Below are 20,007 nucleotides of genomic sequence, written 5' to 3' on the forward strand. Positions count from 1 at the left end.
TTTTTTCTCCCCCTTTAAAACACAACCGCAAGTCTAGCTTGGGCTATTTGATTATATGGTATTTCTACTTGCTTTTTCCGTGTTTTATCTTTATATTCAATAGTTGCTATGTCACCTTCGAAGTTTATTAATATTCCTTCGTATTCCTTTGCACCTTCAAAAGGTGCATATAGCTTTACATAAACATTATTGTTTACATTTTTAATGAAATCATTTTTTGATTTTAATGGACGTTCTGCACCAGGTGAGGATACTTCTAGAAAATAAGCACCTTTTATTGGATCGGACTCATCTAGCTTTGCACTCAATTGCTCAGATACTGCCCCACACTCTGTAATATCGACACCCTCTTCAGTATCAATGTACACCCGTAAAAACCAGTTTTTGCCTTCTTTTACATACTCAACATCGACTAACTCCATATCCTTTTCATTTAAAATGGGCCGTACGAGCTCTTCTACGATGTCGACAATTTTTGAACCCAAATAGCATCCTCCTCTATCCAAAAATGTGTATTATTATATTATTAACCTTAATATAGCTTTTCATTTAAGCTTCATTATAAAATATGCCTAGTAGCTATACGATCTAGGTATTTTTTTCATAAGCGATGATTTAATATTTTTAAAAAAGAGATCGTACATTACGTTACTCCATTACAATCACTTTTTCTAAAAGCAACTGCACCCGAGACGACTGTTCGTATCTATCCCTTTTCGTAAAAAGGCGCAATGATCCTCATGAATGATTTAAATTCTCCATGCATCCACCTGTTTCAATATAAAACCCTTGCCGAGTGCTGTGGCAAGGGAGTAGTTTAGAAGTGCAGTAGTATGAAGAAAGAGTGGGAAAGTTCCCACTCTTCAAATCCGTACGTATGATTACTTACCCAAAAGAATCATACCATATGTATGATCTCCGTGCAAGCAATATCTTTCTTTCGATTGAGTCACGTATTTGTGGGTGTTATTTTTTAAAAAAGTGATAGTTGGTTTTGTTCGGCCATACCATTCAAGCAACCTTGCTTATCTAAATACTCCAAAACAGTCTTCGAAATTCTACTACGAACTCGTAAATCTTCTTTCGATAGAAACTCTCCGTCCTCTCTTGCTTTAACGATATTTAAAGCTGCATTTGTACCAAGTCCATCTACAGCATTAAATGGAGGGATTAATGAGTTTCCGTCAACGATAAATTCAGTTGCACTTGATTTGTATAAATCTACTTGCTTTAACGAGAAGCCACGTTCCCACATTTCTAATGAAACTTCTAAAACAGTTAGTAAGTTCTTTTCTTTAGGAGATGCTTCATTACCTTTTGCTTTAATATTTTCAATACGCTCGCGTAACGCATCAGACCCTCTTACCATCGTTTCCAATTCAAAATCAGCTGCTCGAATAGAAAAATAGGCTGCATAAAAAAGTATTGGGTGATGAACTTTAAAGTAAGCTATTCTTACGGCCATCAACACATATGCTGCAGCATGTGCTTTTGGAAACATATACTTTATCTTTTGACACGATTCAATATACCAATCTGGCACATCGTGTTTTTTCATTTCTTCTATCCATTCTTCCTGAAGTCCTCTCCCTTTTCGTACAAATTCCATTATTTTAAAGGCAAGAGACGCTTCCAAACCTTTATGCATTAAATATACCATAATATCGTCGCGGCAACCGATAACATCAGACAGTTCACAAATTCCATCATTAATTAATTCTTGCGCATTACCAAGCCAAACATCCGTTCCATGTGATAAACCGGAAATGATAACAAGCTCGGCAAATGTTTTTGGCTTTGTTTCTTCAAGCATTTGTCGGACGAAAGAAGTACCGAATTCAGGTACCCCTAGTGTCCCTGTTTTACAATTAATTTGTTCAGGAGTTACACCAATTGATTCCGTTCCAGAAAATATTTTCATAACTTCTTTATCATCTGTAGGTATCGTTAGAGGATCAATTCCGCTTAAATCCTGAAGCATGCGTATAACAGTCGGATCATCGTGACCGAGAATATCTAATTTTAACAAATTATTTTCAATTGAATGAAAATCAAAGTGCGTCGTTCGCCACTCGCTTTTTCGGTCATCTGCTGGAAATTGGATCGGAGTAAAATCATATATTTCCTTTTCTGTTGGAACTACGATTATTCCTCCTGGATGTTGTCCGGTCGTTCTTTTTACTCCCGTACAGCCTTGAACGAGTCGATCCGTTTCTGCTCCTTTATAATGCAACTGATTATCAGATGCATATCCTTTGACGTACCCATATGCAGTTTTTGTTGCGATTGTACCGATTGTACCGGCTCGATAAACATTATCAACACCAAACAATTCTTTCGTATAATTATGAGCCTTTGGCTGATATTCACCAGAAAAGTTTAAATCGATGTCTGGAACTTTATCCCCTTTAAAACCTAAAAATGTTTCAAAAGGAATATCTTGACCATCCTTTTTTAAGGATTTGTTGCATTTTGGGCAATCTTTATCTTTTAAATCGAATCCACTTGCGACGGAGCCATCGGTAATAAAATCGTTATAGTGACAATGGGTGCAGACGTAATGGGCTGGCAGTGGGTTCACTTCTGTAATTTCCATCATCGTTGCAACTAGCGATGAACCAACCGACCCTCGAGAACCTACCAAATAACCGTCAATTAGTGACTTTTTAACGAGCTTATGCGAGATTAAATATATTACAGCAAATCCGTGACCAATTATACTCGATAGTTCTTTTTCCAATCGTTCCTTTACGATATTAGGCACTGGCTTGCCATAAATCGCCTCTGCGTTACCATACGTTAAATTCCTTACTTCTTGATCCGCACCTTCAATTGTTGGTGTGTACAAATCATCCTGTATAGGTGATATCGTTTTAATTTTGTCAGCTATTAAATTTGTGTTTTCAACTACTATTTCGCGTGCCTTTTCCTCCCCTAAAAAATGGAATGCCTCTAGCATTTCAGTTGTCGTGCGAAATGGGGTGTCTGGTATTGTTTGTCTATTTAAAGGGTTACCTTTTTGGGATGCAATTAAAATTTTTCTATAAAGCTTTTCATGCTCCTCGATATAGTGGACATTACCTGTTGCTACTACTGGTTTATTTATTCGTTCCCCTAAATCTACTATTTTCGTAATAATATCTAATACTTGCGCTTCATTAGGAATGATATCGCCCAATAGATTTATATAGTTTGCGGGTGGCTGTACTTCTATATAATCATAAAAAGCTGCAGCCTTTTCTGCTTCTTCAGCCGATTTCTGCATCATTGTCTCAAAAACTTCACCTTGCGCACAGCCCGAGCCTACTAATAGTCCCTCTCGATGTTTATTTAAGAGAGAACGAGGCACACGGGGCACCCGATAAAAGTAATTAATGTGCGAATACGATACGAGTTTATATAAATTTTTAAGGCCCTTTTGATTGGCAGCAAGCAAAATACAATGACTTGGACGAGAATTTTGGTAAGCATTTCCTTCTCCCATATGATCATTAAGTTGCTTATGATTTAAAATGTCCTTACTTTGTAAATCCTGTACGAATTTCCAAAACATGTAACCAGTTGCTTCTGCATCGTATATTGCACGATGGTGCTGTGTTAATTCTATATCAAGCAGCTTACATAACGTATTCAAACGGTGATTCCCTAAGTCAGGATATAATAGTCGTGCCAGTTCTAATGTATCGATTACTGGATTTTTCACTTGTTCAAAACCCATTCTTTTAAAACCCTCGTTTAAAAAGCCAATATCGAAGCTTGCATTGTGGGCTACTAATATACTGTCACCCATCCACTCCTGAAAGTTTCTTAAAACGTTATCGACTTCTGGTGCATCAACAAGCATATCATCTGTAATTCCGGTAATTTCAATAATTCGGTTAGACAATGGCTTGTGTGGGTTGGCAAAAGATTCAAACCGATCAATAATTTCACCTTGATATATTTTCACACCGGCAAGCTCAATAATCGTATCATAAACGGCAGATAGTCCGGTCGTTTCCACATCAAAAACAACGTATGTTGCGTCCTTTAAATCGATGTCCTTTTCATTATAAGCGATTGGTATACCATCATCGACTAGATTTGCTTCTACACCGTAGATTACTTTTATTTCGTGTTTCTTTCCTGCTGCATGTGCTTCTGGAAAACCTTGTACACCAGCATGATCTGTAATTGCAATAGCATTGTGTCCCCAGCTAGCAGCTTGTTCAATTAATCGAGAGGGTGAAACAACCGCATCTAGCTGACTCATCGTTGTGTGTGCATGTAGTTCAATACGTTTTTGATCTTCTGGAGCATCGTCTTTACGAGATGTAACGGTGACCTGATTCATGTCGTTTGCCATCATTGCGAGTTCGTTTGAATACATATCCGTTTGGATGCGACCTCTAGCCTTAATCCAAATTCCTTCTTTTACCGCTTCAAACATAGATTCATCTTCATCATTTCTGGAAAACATCTTTATTTCAAGTGAATCTGTATAATCGGTCGCTTTTACAAGTAATAAACTGCGCCCAGAACGTAGTTTTCGAATCTCTACTGCAAAAATGTATCCTTGGACAACGGCGCGACGTTCTTCCTCTTGAATATCAATCATTTGCATCGGTTCATCTTTAATTTCATAACCGATCATTAAGGATTTAGGCACACTATTTTTCTCCTGCGCATTTTCTCTATTTTCTTTATCTTGTATCGTTCGTAAAGCGAGCTCTTTATCTTCCTTATACTTTTGTTCTCGAAATTTTTGGACGTCTGCTTCCAAAGTTTCTACAGAAAACTCAAGCATGTACGTTCGTGCACCAATCTTCTGACAGAACGATTGAAAGTCTTTTTCTATTCGGCGCTTTACTAAAGATGCTTCTGTTTCATTCCTAGCTATTAAACATAATTTGTTTTGATCTACTTTCGGCATTTGATTAAGTAGCAGATCACTGTGAGCAGGTGATAAATGAGAAGCTGTTGTTTGGAGAAAGAGCCCCCAATAATCACAAATAACCTCATCCTCGCAGCTTCGATTTTTTGTAAGTATAACTATGTCTACATGAGCAATTTTTTGAAAGGCATCTTTTAATTTAGTTACTAACAATTGATAGATTGCCAACGGGAGGACAGAAGTCAGTTGCAAATGAAAAACCCATGTTTTCGTTTTTTTAAATACTTCCAGTTTCTCCAACGTACTATGCTTGAAATAGCTGTCAACAATATCAGCAGGCATCTGGAGCTGATCAAGCAATACGGTTAATTTTTCTTCTTTTGAAATATGCATACTTAATCCTCCTACGCTGGAAGCCAGCAATTTAACAATGTATTCCATGTAAAAAACCTCAAGCGGCTCTTTATATAATATAAGGCTTGAGGCGATTTTCTTGCACTTTTAATCCCGATTATTGAGAAAAACCATTTAAAGAAAGAGACGCTGAATATCATTCCATGTCACAACAATCATAAGTAACATAAGTAATGCAAATCCAACAAAGTGAACGATTCCTTCCTTTTGTGGATCTATTGGCTTTCCTCTAATCGCTTCTATACCGACAAATAAAAGTCTTCCACCATCCAGTGCTGGCAATGGTACAAGATTAATAATACCGAGGTTAATACTAAGCATTGCTGTCCACATTAAGAAATTCATAAAACCAGTTTGCACAACTTGATCCGTTGCATCATAAATTCCAACAGGTCCTGAGATCATATCAAGCGAATATTGTCCTGTAATTAGCTTTCCTAAATTAACTAAAATAAGCTTAGTCGTTTCATATGTTTGTACAAAGCCATACTTAAAGGTACCAAAAAAAGATTTTTCAAATGCTAGCGTTACTCCTACTTGACCAATCTCATTGCCTTCCATATCGGTCGCTTTTTTTGGCACAACTGTAAGGGCGTGCTCTTCCCCATCTTTACGTAGAACGAGCATGTCAATTGGACTTTCAGGACGTGCTTTTACAACATCAGTAAATTCTTTCCACGTAGTAACTGAATTCCCTTCAATTTGAATTATTTCATCCCCGCTTTTAATTCCTGCATCATGTGCAGGACTATCTGCTTGCACATCGCCAATTAAAGCTCGATCTGAAGGAATACCTTGAACGAGACCTAAAATAACAAAGATAAGAATTGCAAGGATAAAATTCATCATCGGACCTGCAAATAATTGCATCGCTCTTTGTCCAACAGTTTTAGATGCGAATTGACGGTCAAATGGGGCTATTTGTGTCTCCTTTTCATCCATAACGAAAACGGCATCACGTGCAACCTTAAAAGTTAGCTTTTCATTTTCCCCTATTTCATAACCTTCTATTACGAGGTCATGATCAAGATCAGCTCTTTCCACTTCAATGACCTGTGCAGTAGGGTGCTTTGACTTATTGTTTACGATAATTTGCTTTACGTATCCATCCGAATTGTATTCCAAACCAATATGGTGACCAGGCTTCAGCTCAATAATTTCTGGATCTTCACCTGCAACCCGAACGTATCCACCAATTGGCAATAAGCGAATCGTATACAGTGTTTCGTTTTTTGTAAAATAAAGTACTTTTGGACCGAATCCGATCGCAAACTCTCGTGCAAGCATTCCGCTTCGTTTAGCAAAGATTAAATGCCCCCATTCGTGGACAAACACGAGCAAACCAAACATTAGAATAAACGCAATAATGGTGTTCAAAAGAAGCACTCCTTTATCGGTGAATAAATAGAAGCTTGTTTACATATCCAGGTGATACTATTTTACTAATCGTTAGTAACGATTATGCAATAAATTCTATTAAGTATAAAAAAGGTAAAACAAACAACAAGCTATCCAATCGGTCTAAAATCCCTCCATGACCTGGAAGAATATGACCGAAATCTTTAATTTCATAATATCGTTTACAAGCAGATGCAACCAAATCACCGACCTGCCCTACAATTGAAATTAAAATCGCTATTCCTGCAATTTCAAAAGCATTCATTGTAAATGGATAAATAAACTGAAATACAATTGCAGTAATTAAAGCAAGTACAATACCGCCGATCGCCCCGCCAATTGTCTTGTTTGGGCTAATAACTGGCCACAACTTTCTCTTTCCGAAAGCTTTTCCAAAAAAATATGCTCCCGAGTCAGTAGCCCAAATGATAAACAAAATAAACAATACGTAATTTAAACCTGTAAGACGTGCAACGATGATAAAATAAAACCCAATACTTATATACGCTGTTGCCAAGATCAGAAAGCCTGCATGTGCGAAAGTAAATGTGTTTTTAGATAGTACAATATAAGCTAATAATAACATAATAAATAAAATGACTAGCTTTGTAACTAGCTGATTTGCGTCTGTTATAATTGATTCTTTATCTGGTATTAATAGAAACCACATAAACAACAGCGCTATACTTACTGGTACAATTCGCAAACTTTTACGATCCGCGTTAAACAATTCAAATAGAGCAATCGTCGCCAGTACGTATGTAAATAAAATAAATGGCCAAGAACCGATTAATAATATTGGAATTACTACAATTAATCCTACTATAGCTGTCCATATTCGTTGTTTCATTTTCATTCACACCTTATATTCCACCATAACGTCGTTTACGCTGTTGGTAATCAAGTAATGCTTGTCGAAATATTTCTTCATTAAAATCAGGCCATAACACGTCTGTAAACCAAAATTCCGTATATGCAAGCTGCCAAAGAAGAAAATTGCTTAAACGTTGTTCGCCACTCGTCCGTATTAGCAAGTCTGGATCAGACAACCCATTTGTATATAAGTAGTTAGAAAAAAGCTGTTCATCCAAGTCATCAAGGGTAATTTTGGATGCATCTACATCTGACATCATTTGCTTTATCCCACGAATTATTTCGAGCCTGCTCCCATAGTTTAAAGCAAAATTCAGCAACAAACCATCATTCTGACTCGTTTGCTCCTTGGCATACTGTACAGCCTCCCGCGTATAGTCAGGTAACACATCGAATTCGCCGATCGTCTCAATTCTAACATTATTTTCAATCATTTCTGGCAAGTATACATGGAGGAACTCCTTGGGGAGCTTCATTAAAAATTCGACCTCTGCCTTTGGTCTTTTCCAATTTTCCGTTGAAAAGGCATATAACGTCAAAACTTTAACATTATACTTGATCGCAACAGAAACAATATTTTTCACAACATCCATACCTTCTTTATGGCCTGCTATGCGAGGTAATCCTCTTTTTTTTGCCCATCGTCCGTTTCCATCCATAATGATTGCAACATGGTCGGGCGGATTATCCAGTGTTATACGTTCAAAATTTGTCGTACGCTTTTTTCTAAAAAAAGGAAGTTTCATTGACATCATTTGTCCCCCAAATAGTCGAGTATCTCTATACGATCCTTTTAACTCAAATCGTTATGAAGGAGAAAAGAATAGTATGACTAAAAAATCTTTGCATTATTTTATTATAATACATTTAAAGAAAAAAAGCCCCTCTTCTAATTAAGAGGGTGCATATTCGTATAAATTAAGAACGCAAAATATTAAACTTCCATTATCTCTTCTTCTTTATTTTTAGCGAGCGAGTCGATGTCATTAATATAACGATCGGTTTGTTTCTGTACGTTATCCTGTGCTATGCGCAGTTCATCCTCGGTCAATTCATTTTCTTTTTCAGCTTTTTTCAGTTGATCATTTGCTTCACGTCGAATATTTCTAATTTGAACTCTTGATTCTTCAGCAAACTTACCAACCACTTTAACAAGTTCCTTCCGTCTATCCTCCGTTAGTGCAGGAATGTTTATACGTATAACATTTCCGTCACTGGATGGAGATAAACCAAGATCGGCTTTTTGAATAGCCTTTTCCATATCACCAATTGCTGACTTATCAAAAGGAGTAATAACAAGTAATCTTGCTTCCGGTGCCCCGATTGTAGAAAGCTGGTTAAGTGGTGTAATTGCACCATAGTAATCGACAAATACACTGTCCAATAAGCTAGGATTAGCTCGTCCAGCTCGAACTGTTGCCAAGTTTTTAGAAAATGCTTGTACAGCTAAATCCATCTTTTCCTGCATTTGATTCATTATATCCGTCGTCATCTTATTTCCCCCTAATCGTAGTTCCGAGTATTTCACCTTGCACGACTCTTTTAATATTTCCTTCTTCCGTAATTGAAAATACTATTAACGGAATATCATTGTCCATACATAGGGATGAAGCAGTTGTATCCATTACTTCCAACCCTTCATTCAGCATTTCCATATAAGAAAGCTTGTCATACTTCTGAGCGTCTTTATTTAGTTTTGGATCGTCTGTGTATACACCATCGACGTTATTTTTCGCCATTAAAATTACTTCAGCTTCTATTTCAGCTGCTCGTAACGCTGCGGTTGTATCCGTTGAGAAATACGGATTCCCTGTTCCGGCAGCAAAAATAACTACTCGCTTTTTTTCCAAATGGCGAATCGCTTTCCTTCTTATGTATGGTTCAGCCACTTGACGCATTTCTATTGATGTTTGTACACGAGTTTGAATACCCATTGTTTCCAAGCTGTCCTGTAGCGCTAAGGAATTCATTACTGTTGCTAGCATGCCCATATAGTCTGCAGTTGCACGATCCATTCCCATTTCACTGCCTACTTTACCTCGCCAAATATTTCCGCCTCCAACAACAATGGCAATTTCAATTCCTAGCTCTGCTACTTCTTTAACTTGAGCAGCGATCGATTTAATAATTTTAGGGTCTATACCAAAACCTTGGGTTCCGCTTAATGCTTCCCCACTCAATTTTAATACAATTCTACGGTAGCGAGCTGAAGTCATGGTAACCTCCGTTAATGTTATATTTATTTTAAAGTCTTGTCGTTATTATACCATTGAGAAATAGGGAACACAAAGTGTCCCCTATTAAAAAGGCAATTAATTTTTCATTTGGCTCATTACTTCCTCGGCAAAGTTTTCTTCACGCTTTTCCATACCTTCGCCAACTTCGTATCGTACAAATGTTTTTACAGTAGCCCCTTTATCAGCTACATACTTTTTCACCTTGTTGTCTGGATCTTTAACATAACTTTGATCCAATAGACAAATCTGTTCAAAAAACTTACCTAAACGGCCTTCAACCATTTTCTCAACAATTTTTTCAGGCTTGCCTTCGCTTAGTGCTTGCTCTTTTAAAATATCTCGCTCACGATTTACTTCTTCCTCAGCAACATCTTCACGAGAAACATACGTTGGGTTCGCAGCTGCAACATGCATTGCAACGTCTTTTGCAACCTCTGTATCATTCGTTCCTTCTAATAGAGTTAACGCACCAATTCGGCCGTCCATGTGTAAATAAGCACCAAATGAATCGTTATCTGATTTCGTTAAAATCGCAAAACGGCGAAGTGAGATTTTCTCCCCAATCGTTGCGACAATTGTGTTTATATGAGCTTCAACTGTAACGTCTGAACCTTGCCATTTTTGTTGCAGCGCTTCTTCAACAGTTGCAGGCTGATTTGCAACTAAATGCTTTCCTAATTCTTGTAAAAGCTGCTTGAATGTATCATTTTTCGTAACGAAGTCCGTTTCACAGTTAACCTCTAAAAGAACAGCTGTATTCTCATTCACTTCAATAAATGTAGAGCCTTCTGCAGCGATTCTTCCCGCTTTTTTAGCTGCTTGGGACGCGCCTTTTTTACGTAAAAAGTCGACAGCTTCTTCCATATTACCATCTGTTTCTTGTAATGCCTTTTTACAATCCATCATACCTGCGCCTGTTTGTTCACGTAATTCTTTTACCATTTTTGCAGTAATTGCCATTGTTTTTCCTCCCATACGAATTTCGTAATTTGATTCTATCGCTTTTTGAGCATCTTATGCTTTTTTGATTCATCCACATACTTATCGTGTCGCATTTTAAGTGAAATTATTTCCATAGTACATATTTAGCAATCGCCTTGCTTTAAAAAAGGTGATAAAAGGTTTATCCCCTTATCACCCAACCTACTTCTACACGAAAAATTACTCTTTCACTGCTTCTGCTTGTTCCCCACTCGCTTCTTCCTTAGGAGCTTCTTCTTGCTCTTCTCCTTGTCTAGCTTCTAGAATAGCGTCAGCCATTTTAGATGTTAATAGTTTAACGGCACGAATTGCATCATCGTTTGCCGGGATAACGTAATCAATTTCATCTGGATCGCAGTTCGTATCTACAATACCTACGATAGGTATGTTTAATTTATGAGCTTCTGCAATTGCAATGCGCTCTTTTCGTGGATCAATTACAAATAATGCATCAGGTAGTTTTTTCATTTCTTTTATACCGCCAAGAAATTTAACTAACCGTGCCTTTTCTTTTAATAATTCAACAGTTTCTTTTTTAGGTAATACGTCAAACGTACCATCTTCTTCCATACGCTCAATTGTCTTTAAACGATTAATACGTTTGCGGATTGTTTGAAAGTTCGTAAGTGTTCCACCTAACCAACGCTGGTTTACATAAAACATACCTGCACGAGTAGCTTCATCACGGACAGATTCTTGTGCTTGTTTTTTTGTTCCGACAAAAAGAACAGTTCCGCCATTCGCTGCTAATTCCTTAACATACTTGTATGCTTCATCAATTTTCTTAACGGTTTTTTGTAAATCAATAATGTAAATACCGTTACGTTCTGTAAAAATGTACTTCTTCATCTTTGGATTCCAGCGGCGTGTTTGGTGACCAAAATGTACACCCGCTTCTAACAACTGCTTCATAGAAATTACTGCCATTCTTTTTCCTCCTAATGGTTTTTCCTCCGTTTGGATCGTATTCGTCTATATACTACTTTCAAATCAGTAGCACCATATATCCAAATCACCAAACGTGTGTGTTAACAAATGGTGTTTATAAGATTTACACCAAAAATAAAGATATCATATGCAGCACGATCAATCAAGCATTTACTTCTTTTTTTGTTGCATTTTTATACTAAGTGCTACTTCTGTTTTACCACAATTTAACTTTTGGGCTATTTCATCTATCGTCAGCCCTTTGTCATGCATTTGTAAAACTTTAGATTGCAATGACGTTTGTAATAAATCCTTTACGGTTGTCTGTTCATTCGTTTTGCTATCCTGTTTTGCATAGGATGTCTCGTTATCGGTATATTTCAGAGTCGAATTGAATTTAGGTTTGGGCTGAACATTTATCTTTTTTTGCAAACGGTTGTTTTCTTCCTTTATTTCTTGTAAATAAGATTCAAATATAGTTTGTATTTCTTGTATGTTACCTTGCTTTAAATCACGTAGCTGCTTCATAAGTTGGTATATAATAATAAAGGTGACAATATGAAGGATAAAGCTTATCGATAGGAATGTCATATAAACCCCTTCTATTTACTTAAATCGATTTTTTTCCCCAAATAAGGATGCGGTGCTCGTGCGGTTTTACGCTTATTATTACTTTTATCGTGCTCTTTCTGTTCCTCATTATCTTTCGATTTCTCTTGTTCGTCCTCAATTACGGTAGATTGTACTTCTTCAAGGTCATTCACTCTTTTTCGTTTTAATTCCTGCTCCTTAAGTTGACTTTGGGCGAGCGATTCTTGAAAATGCTGCCCTTGCCGCATGAATTGGTCTTGAAGTTTTCCCGCATCGTGTGTTCGCGGAAGTGCCACTTGCATTTCTATTGACTTCCAACTCAATAGAATCCCTTCCTTTTTAAATAATTTTACGAAACTTTGGAATGGAATAAAGGGTCTTCAGGAAATAATGGATACGGCCAGTTTCCTACCATTTCCCATTATGTAATCTGCTTGTTTTCCGCAAGGGCGTGGCAAGCGTTCCCGTGTGCCGCATTGTGGGATCTCACCACTGAAGTCTCATATCCTCCACACTCTTGTCGGAGAGTCTTTTTTATTTCCCAGAAACTAATCCAAAATTTCAAAACAAATACTTTAAAACAACGGACTAAATTCAACTTAAAGCATCCATTTACACACGCAGACTAGACCCATGCCCCTGTCCTGTTTGGGGCTTAAATTATGAAAATTCATTTTCCGAAAAAAAGACGACTGTATTAAATAGGAGCTAGTGATATTTCTTTTTCTACTACTTTCACTTGTACATAGTGATGGTTTTTATCAATGGTTCGTTTATATTTACCAAAAGCAACGATTACACTTGGGTACAATACCCCTTTTACTATAAGTTTAGAATCTTGACCTTTCCCCAACTGCGAATCCATTTGCTCTAGCTCTCTATTTATTTCATCTAGTTGAGCTGTGATTTTATTAAACGAATGCCTTTGTCGTAGTAATGTAATTCGTAGCTTAGGATTGTCCTTTGACTGTTGCTTTTCTAAATTTGAACCAATTATTTTTAACTTACTCAATGTCTCTTCCAATTCTAACTTTTTTGCGAGTAAGCTTTTTTCTTTTTCGCTTTCTAATTTATTAATACCAAAATAAACTTCCGTTTTCGTATTCATACGATTTCCTACATCTTTTGCTTCGACAGTCCCTCCGACTGACAAAGAGCCCCCGATAATATTCCCTTGCTGACAAAACACATTGTTTTCAGCAGTACATTCACTATGAAGGATTGAGTTTTCCACATAAATGGTATCTCCTGCGGTTACAATCCCTTGATTTAAATAGCCGATATGGACATTTTCACCCGCTTGTAATGAACCGGTCTTTAGCCCAGCCATTCCTTCCGATACAAAAATCGAGCCTTCTGCCATCAATGATGCTGCTTCGACCATTCCGAAAATTTTAATATCACCTTTTGCTTTTATTGAATAGCCTGTTGGCACATCACCATGAATAATAACGGATCCTACAAAGTCGATATTTCCTACCTTCATAGATAAGCTTTCTTTAAGCTCATATACAGAATGAACATGAATGTTTCGGGTAGTTACACTAACTTGACCTTCCGAATTTGCATAAAAAGTATGATCATCCGGATTTAGCGTGACGTTTTTTCCTGCTTTTATTAAAACAGGTTTTCCCTGGCGAGCCCGACGCTTATTTCCATAAACATCTTTCCCGGGTCTGCCCATCGTCGGTTCAACAATCGTTGCTATCTTATCGCCTTTATTTACACTTGGTATTCGCATAACATCCCGAAAATTCCAGTTAGGTGTTTTTTTAATTTCAGAATTAAAGTTAACCATATACTCTAGCTTGCCATCAATTCCATTGACTTCCGATTTTCCTTCAGCAATTTTGAGAGGAAACTCTTTACTTTGTGGCTTGGATAGCACTTGCTGGATAGCTGGCTCAATAATTCCATATAGGATATTTTCTTCTTGAAGAAACTGTCTTAATGCTTTTTCATTTAAATGCTCATCTATTTCGGCGTAATTTTCGAATATGTGAATTTCTGCTGTTAGTTTATCTTGTGCTACCGTAATCTTAAAGTATTTCTTTAGCATCGCCATTCCCCTTCGTTAGTGTGAGCGAATTTATTGTACCATTTCCAATTTACGTAAGGTGGAACGTAATTTAAAAATCGCTTTTTTATGAATTTGTGATATTCTAGATGTCGTTAACCCTAAGACAACGCCAATTTCTGTTAAAGTAAGCTCCTCATTGTAAAACAAACTGATAACCATTTTTTCATTGTCATTCAAAGTATGAATGCTATTAACTAACTCCTTTTTAATTTCTTCATCAACAACATGTTCGTCGGGCAAAATCGCAGTTTGGTCGGGTATCGAATGTCCAATACCTTCAATATGCTCTTCTTTGTTATTGCCATGCTTATCTTCAATAGACAACACATGAGAAAAGAGGGCATCCTTCAGTATAGTTTCAACTTCCTCTGTTTTCATGTTTAGTTGGAGCGCTATTTCTTGAGCAGTTGGACTACGCTGAAGATTTTGTTCTAATTCACGAGAAACTTGTTCAACTCGCTTTGTTTTTTCACGAAGAGACCTAGGCAACCAATCTTCTTTTCGTAGTCCATCAATTATTGCACCGCGTATTCGAAAGGATGCATACGTATCAAATTTTAAATTTCGGCTAGTTTCGAATTTGGTTAGCGCATCATACAAGCCCATCAAGCCGTAGCTTTTCAAATCATCTTTATGTACACTTTCCGGCAAGTGACTTGCTATTCTTTCTACGTGGAAAGATACTAGGTACATATAATTTTCGATTAGTTCACTTGCAGCTTGATCATCGTTATGATCGAGCCAATTATTCCATAATTTTTGAACTAGAGGAGAATGGTTCATTGTAATCGTTGCTCCTCCTATCATATATTCTTATACGTAACTAAAACGAAGGTTTTTTAACAAATTATATAAATGCTTCCCCCTGCGTTACCGTCTTTATTTTTAATTTTCCTGTTGCTGGATCAAATTCTATCGTTCTGCCTTTATTCCCGCCGACATCAGCCGCAACGATCGCAATATTATGTTCTTTTAATTTACGCTCAACTGCTTCAACATTTCTTGGCCCAATACGCATAACATCTGTATTTGATGCAAACTGAAACATTTGAGCGCCCCCTGCAATTTTTGCCTTTAACGCATATTTCCTTGCACCGTTTTCACATAGCATCTGAACTAAACAATTAATAGCAGTGTCTGCATATTTGAATTCGTTAAAGCTTTCTTGTTTCGACAAGGCCGAGTCAGGTAGCATGATATGGGCTAGTCCGGCAACCTTTTTGGATAAATCGTAAACTACAGCACCTACACACGATCCTAAACCAGAGGTTCGTATAATATTTGGTGCTCGTACTATATTTAAGTCTGATATCCCGACCTTGACAACTGTTTGCACGTCATGCATAATCATCGATTCCTAAAGCTGTAAATAGTTTTGAAAATGACTCCGGATCAGGAAGTAAAAGAAATTGCCCATGGATACCTTTGTTTTCGTTTTCAACCTCATCCGTTATTTGCGTATCAATAACGAGTGCATAATCCGTTACTTGAGATAATTCTATAAGTCCTGCCGTTAATGTAGCTCCTGCCATATCAATACTTAAATGAGGAACAGAAGGCTGCATAGTAACATTAGTAAAATCAGACAATGCAGTTAAATAGGATCCCGTTAATATATTACCTACTTCTTGTAATGCAGATAGTGCCAACTCATTCAACTCCCCATTTTCTGTGAAAGATAGATCGGAATTAAACGTTAATTGGCTTATTAAACTTTTTGCTTCCTCAACAGTTGATAAGAAATAAACCGTACCAGGCATCTCTCCAGTTATGCGAAATAATATAGCTACGATTACTTCCTCTGGCCCACCGATCATTTCCATCATTTCATCAAATGAGACAATTTTAACTGATGGAACTTCCATATTAATTTTTTTATTAATAAGTTGTGACATAGAAGTCGCCGCGTTGCCAGCTCCTATATTTCCAATTTCTTGCAATACGTCCTTTTGCTCGGTCGATAAATGTATAAAGCTCATCAATTACCCATCCACTGTCTTCAATTCTTTTATTTCATCTTTTGATAAAACTTTTTGTAAATCAAGTAAAATTAATAGTCGATTATCTAATTTAGCAACACCTTCAATATAATCGACATTAACCGTACCAACTACCTCTGGAGCAGGTTCTATAACATTAACAGGAATATCAATGACATCGTTCGCCTCGTCCACAATTAAACCAACTTCCATATCATCTAAATAAACGATAATGATTCTAGAAAGTTCGTTATAAGACGATTCCTCCAAACCGAATCGGATTCTTAAATCAATAATCGGTGTTACTACCCCACGTAAATTGATAACTCCTTTAACAAAATTAGCTGTTTGGGGAACTCTTGTTATGGGCTCAATTCTTTCAATTGAACCTACTTGCTCTACTGAAACAGCATATTCTTCATCTTTTAATTGGAACACAATAACTTTCTTATCTTGTACTTGGTTGTTTTCCATAAAATGTTCCTCCTGAACCTAGTATATTTGTAGTTTTTTTCAAATCGTTGTTCTTCTAAAATAAGCTTTTCCTATTATTTAATTAAAGCATTACTGTCAATAATTAAAGCGACTTCCCCATCTCCAAGTATCGTTGCTCCGGAGATAGAAAATACATTTGTTAAATAATTCCCTAAAGTTTTAAGCACGACTTCTTGTTGCCCGATAAACGAATCTACAACAAGTCCTGTCATTTTATTACCTTTTCGAACAATAACTACTGATACATAATCATCTTCAGCACTTTTGCTATTAGAAACAGAGAAAATTTCACTTAAAAAGGTAAGTGGGACAACGTTACCACGGAAGTCAATAACTTTTTTATTATGTGCTTTTAATATTTCGTCCCTATGTAATATCGCTGTTTCGATAATCGATGATAGAGGAATAGCGTACTTTTCGGAACCAATTTCAACGAGTAATACGGATATTATCGATAAAGTTAATGGTAACTGAATAGAAAATGTTGAGCCTACGTCTTTCTTAGCATCAATCGAAATGCTACCACCTAACGATTCGATCGTATTTTTTACAACATCGAGGCCCACTCCGCGCCCTGAAATATCTGAGATTTCTTCATTTGTTGAAAATCCACTCGCCATTATGAGTTCATACACTTGCTGATCGGTCAATGTCTCTGCTTCATGCTGACTAATAATGTTACTATTTATCGCCTTGTGAATTACTTTTTCTTTATTAATCCCAGCACCATCGTCTCTTATTTCAATAAAAACATAATTTCCGCTATGGTAAGCTTCAAGTTGAATTGTACCTTGCTCTGGCTTTCCTTTTGCTGTTCGTTCTTCAGGTGTCTCAATTCCATGGTCCATAGCATTTCGAATTAAATGAACTAATGGATCACCAATTTCATCAATAACGGTTCGATCAAGCTCTGTATCCTTACCAATAATTTCAATTTCAACTTGTTTCTCTAATTCACGAGCAAGCTGTCTGATCATCCGTGGGAAACGGTTAAATACGTGATCAATTGGAACCATACGCATTGTCAGAATAATATTTTGTAAATCGCCTGAAATACGTGACATCCGTTCTACCGTTTCCTGTAAATCCGAATGTTTAAGATCTAAAGAAATTTGTTCAAGTCTCCCGCGATCTATTACAAGTTCCTCGAACAAATTCATTAAAATATCAAGACGGTCTATGTTGACACGAATCGTTTTACTTTGTGCTCCTTTAATTGAAGTTTGTTGCTTTTTTACTTTTTTAGAAGAATCTTTTTCTTTATTTCCTGCAGTTTCCTGTTTCCTGTCCTCTGTATGATGCTCTTGCTTTATTTTATAATCGGTGACCGAAAATGGAGTAACATCAACTGAATGGATTTCAGAAACCTTGTTTATTTTCCCAATAATTTCAGCCTTGTCTTGCTTAGACACGAATATAACAGAGAATGAATGTTCAAAGTTTTCCTCTTCTAGTTCGCTTACTGGTGGTTCCGACTTAATTACTTCCCCTAGTCTTTCAAGCACTTCAAAAACCATGTACACACGAGCACCTTTTAATAAACAATCTTCATTTAATTTAACATGGATTTCATAGTTAAAATAACCGCGTTCAGTTGATTCGTTTAAAATAGATAATTGAAATTCATCCAGTTCTGTCATCGGCTGCTCTGTTTCGGCTACTACTATTGAATCTAGCTCTCTATCATTTGATGATGGTGGACTTTCTCCTCGTTCAATTTTTTCTAGCAGTTGAATGATTGACGTAACATCGCGCGTTCCGTCTCCTCCGTTCGCAACGTTTTCAACCATCGCATTTAAATGATCAACAGCATCAAACATTGTATCCATCATATTTGTATGTACGTTAATTTTATCGTATCTGATTCCATCAAAAACATTTTCAAGAATATGTGTTAAATTGGCTAAATCACTATACCCCATTGTTGCAGACATTCCTTTTAACGTATGTGCTGCTCGGAATATTTCTTCTATAATTGATTTATCAGTTGGGTTTTTTTCGAGATTGAGTAGCTGTTGATACAATGTATCCAAATGCTCTGTGCTCTCGTCAATAAAAACATCTAAATATTGCGTTGTATCCACTTAAATTCCCCCTAACTCCCTTTTAAATTTTGTTATTACCTTACCAATTTCCTGGAGATGAAGCGTTTCATTAACTAAACTTGTTTTTACTGCAGCAGCTGGCATCCCATAGACGATGGCCGATTCTTTGGATTCGGCAATAATAATTGCTCTTTTATTTTTCTTTTTAATTTGTTCTATTCCCTCTGCGCCATCTTTACCCATTCCTGTTAACACAACAGCAATTATATTAATTTGAGAAATTTGTGCTAATGAATCAAATAAAGTATTAACAGATGGTCGATGGCCGAGACGCTCAATTTCTTTCGTCAACTTAATTTTATAGCCATCCTCTCGAACGACCTTCATATGAAAATTTCCTGGTGCAATGTAAGCTGTTCGTGGTTGAATAACTTCTCCATCCTCAGCTTCTTTGACAGTAATTGCTGCTAGCCCATTCAATCGTTCAGCTAAAGAGCGGGTAAATCCTGCTGGCATATGTTGTACGATAACGATTGGCGCATTAAAATCACTTGGAAGATCAACCAATACTGTCTGTAATGCACGCGGGCCACCAGTTGAAGCTCCAATTGCTACAATTGTTTGTTCATAGGCAGCCTCATTTAAACTAGTTATGTTCTTGTTCAACACTGTTTTATTTACGCGTGTTTTTTTACGAGTTCGCTCTGGATTTGCCTTTGATGCAGAGACGACCTTTTTAATGATCGATTCCGTAAACGCTTCACTCGTCAATTCCGCTTTGTTTCTCGGCAAACGAATAAAATCAATAGCACCACCGGATATGGCGCGGACTGTTTTCGCTGTTGACTCTACCGTAGGTTTTGCTAATATAACGACTGGTACGGAAACGATACTCAATATTGCTTCCAACGTTGATTGTTCACCAATAATAGGCATATCTACACTAAGAAGTACTACATCAATGTACGTATTTCCTACTGCTGCTAACGCTTTCTCTCGATCCCCTGCTGTAAATGCCAGTTCTGTTCGCGTATCTTTTGTAATGATATGTGCAAGCGCTTTCCGTGTTTCTGCTGTCTCATCAATTACAGCGGTACGAATTAAATGCATATAT

General features: G+C 36.9%; 18 protein-coding genes. All 18 read right to left on the bottom strand.

The window, feature by feature from the left end; genetic code table 11:
- Positions 1 to 14: 14 nt before the first annotated feature.
- Positions 15 to 485, bottom strand: coding sequence for a ribosome maturation factor RimP (gene rimP, locus ACLIBH_RS02875; protein WP_439315179.1), 471 nt, complete (start codon positions 483 to 485; stop codon positions 15 to 17).
- Positions 486 to 973: 488 nt separating this feature from the next.
- Positions 974 to 5,215: a PolC-type DNA polymerase III gene (locus ACLIBH_RS02880; protein ID WP_439315229.1), complete on the bottom strand. Its 4,242-nt coding sequence runs from the start codon at positions 5,213 to 5,215 to the stop codon at positions 974 to 976.
- Between the two features lie 186 nt (positions 5,216 to 5,401).
- On the bottom strand, positions 5,402 to 6,664 hold the full coding sequence (gene rseP, locus ACLIBH_RS02885) for an RIP metalloprotease RseP (RefSeq protein ID WP_439315180.1): 1,263 nt from the start codon (positions 6,662 to 6,664) through the stop codon (positions 5,402 to 5,404).
- A gap of 82 nt (positions 6,665 to 6,746) precedes the next feature.
- Entirely contained in the window at positions 6,747 to 7,535 is a 789-nt protein-coding gene (locus tag ACLIBH_RS02890) for a phosphatidate cytidylyltransferase (protein ID WP_439315181.1), read from the bottom strand.
- Between the two features lie 13 nt (positions 7,536 to 7,548).
- On the bottom strand, positions 7,549 to 8,310 hold the full coding sequence (locus tag ACLIBH_RS02895; RefSeq protein ID WP_439315230.1) for an isoprenyl transferase: 762 nt from the start codon (positions 8,308 to 8,310) through the stop codon (positions 7,549 to 7,551).
- A gap of 182 nt (positions 8,311 to 8,492) precedes the next feature.
- A complete protein-coding gene (gene frr / locus ACLIBH_RS02900; RefSeq protein ID WP_439315182.1) occupies positions 8,493 to 9,050 on the bottom strand; it encodes a ribosome recycling factor in 558 nt (185 codons plus the stop codon).
- Position 9,051: 1 nt separating this feature from the next.
- Positions 9,052 to 9,774 carry a UMP kinase gene (gene pyrH, locus ACLIBH_RS02905; protein WP_439315183.1) on the bottom strand — a complete coding sequence of 241 codons (723 nt, stop codon included), beginning with the start codon at positions 9,772 to 9,774 and terminating at the stop codon, positions 9,052 to 9,054.
- A 96-nt stretch (positions 9,775 to 9,870) separates the two neighbouring features.
- Positions 9,871 to 10,755, bottom strand: a complete 885-nt coding sequence (tsf, locus tag ACLIBH_RS02910; RefSeq protein WP_439315184.1) for a translation elongation factor Ts — start codon at positions 10,753 to 10,755, stop codon at positions 9,871 to 9,873.
- A 201-nt stretch (positions 10,756 to 10,956) separates the two neighbouring features.
- Complete coding sequence (gene rpsB / locus ACLIBH_RS02915) at positions 10,957 to 11,703, bottom strand: 30S ribosomal protein S2 (RefSeq protein WP_439315185.1); 747 nt, start codon at positions 11,701 to 11,703, stop codon at positions 10,957 to 10,959.
- 171 nt (positions 11,704 to 11,874) lie between these two features.
- On the bottom strand, positions 11,875 to 12,294 hold the full coding sequence (locus ACLIBH_RS02920) for a DUF6115 domain-containing protein (protein WP_439315186.1): 420 nt from the start codon (positions 12,292 to 12,294) through the stop codon (positions 11,875 to 11,877).
- Between the two features lie 11 nt (positions 12,295 to 12,305).
- The gene (locus tag ACLIBH_RS02925) at positions 12,306 to 12,617 is read right to left on the bottom strand and encodes a hypothetical protein (protein ID WP_439315187.1); all 312 of its coding nucleotides are present in this window, start codon (positions 12,615 to 12,617) and stop codon (positions 12,306 to 12,308) included.
- 374 nt (positions 12,618 to 12,991) lie between these two features.
- Complete coding sequence (locus tag ACLIBH_RS02930) at positions 12,992 to 14,353, bottom strand: DUF342 domain-containing protein (RefSeq protein ID WP_439315188.1); 1,362 nt, start codon at positions 14,351 to 14,353, stop codon at positions 12,992 to 12,994.
- 30 nt (positions 14,354 to 14,383) lie between these two features.
- Entirely contained in the window at positions 14,384 to 15,157 is a 774-nt protein-coding gene (locus ACLIBH_RS02935) for a FliA/WhiG family RNA polymerase sigma factor (protein ID WP_439315189.1), read from the bottom strand.
- A gap of 64 nt (positions 15,158 to 15,221) precedes the next feature.
- Positions 15,222 to 15,719 carry a chemotaxis protein CheD gene (locus tag ACLIBH_RS02940; protein ID WP_439315190.1) on the bottom strand — a complete coding sequence of 166 codons (498 nt, stop codon included), beginning with the start codon at positions 15,717 to 15,719 and terminating at the stop codon, positions 15,222 to 15,224.
- A complete protein-coding gene (locus ACLIBH_RS02945; RefSeq protein WP_439315191.1) occupies positions 15,712 to 16,353 on the bottom strand; it encodes a chemotaxis protein CheC in 642 nt (213 codons plus the stop codon). The genes ACLIBH_RS02940 and ACLIBH_RS02945 overlap by 8 nt, the downstream gene beginning before the upstream one ends.
- A 3-nt stretch (positions 16,354 to 16,356) precedes the next feature.
- The gene (locus tag ACLIBH_RS02950; protein ID WP_439315192.1) at positions 16,357 to 16,827 is read right to left on the bottom strand and encodes a chemotaxis protein CheW; all 471 of its coding nucleotides are present in this window, start codon (positions 16,825 to 16,827) and stop codon (positions 16,357 to 16,359) included.
- Between the two features lie 74 nt (positions 16,828 to 16,901).
- Complete coding sequence (locus ACLIBH_RS02955) at positions 16,902 to 18,932, bottom strand: chemotaxis protein CheW (RefSeq protein ID WP_439315193.1); 2,031 nt, start codon at positions 18,930 to 18,932, stop codon at positions 16,902 to 16,904.
- Positions 18,933 to 20,003, bottom strand: a complete 1,071-nt coding sequence (cheB, locus tag ACLIBH_RS02960; protein WP_439315194.1) for a chemotaxis-specific protein-glutamate methyltransferase CheB — start codon at positions 20,001 to 20,003, stop codon at positions 18,933 to 18,935.
- Positions 20,004 to 20,007 lie beyond the last annotated feature (4 nt).

It is taken from the genome of Virgibacillus sp. W0430 (genome assembly GCF_051846935.1).
GTDB lineage: Bacteria > Bacillota > Bacilli > Bacillales > Amphibacillaceae > JBPYCR01.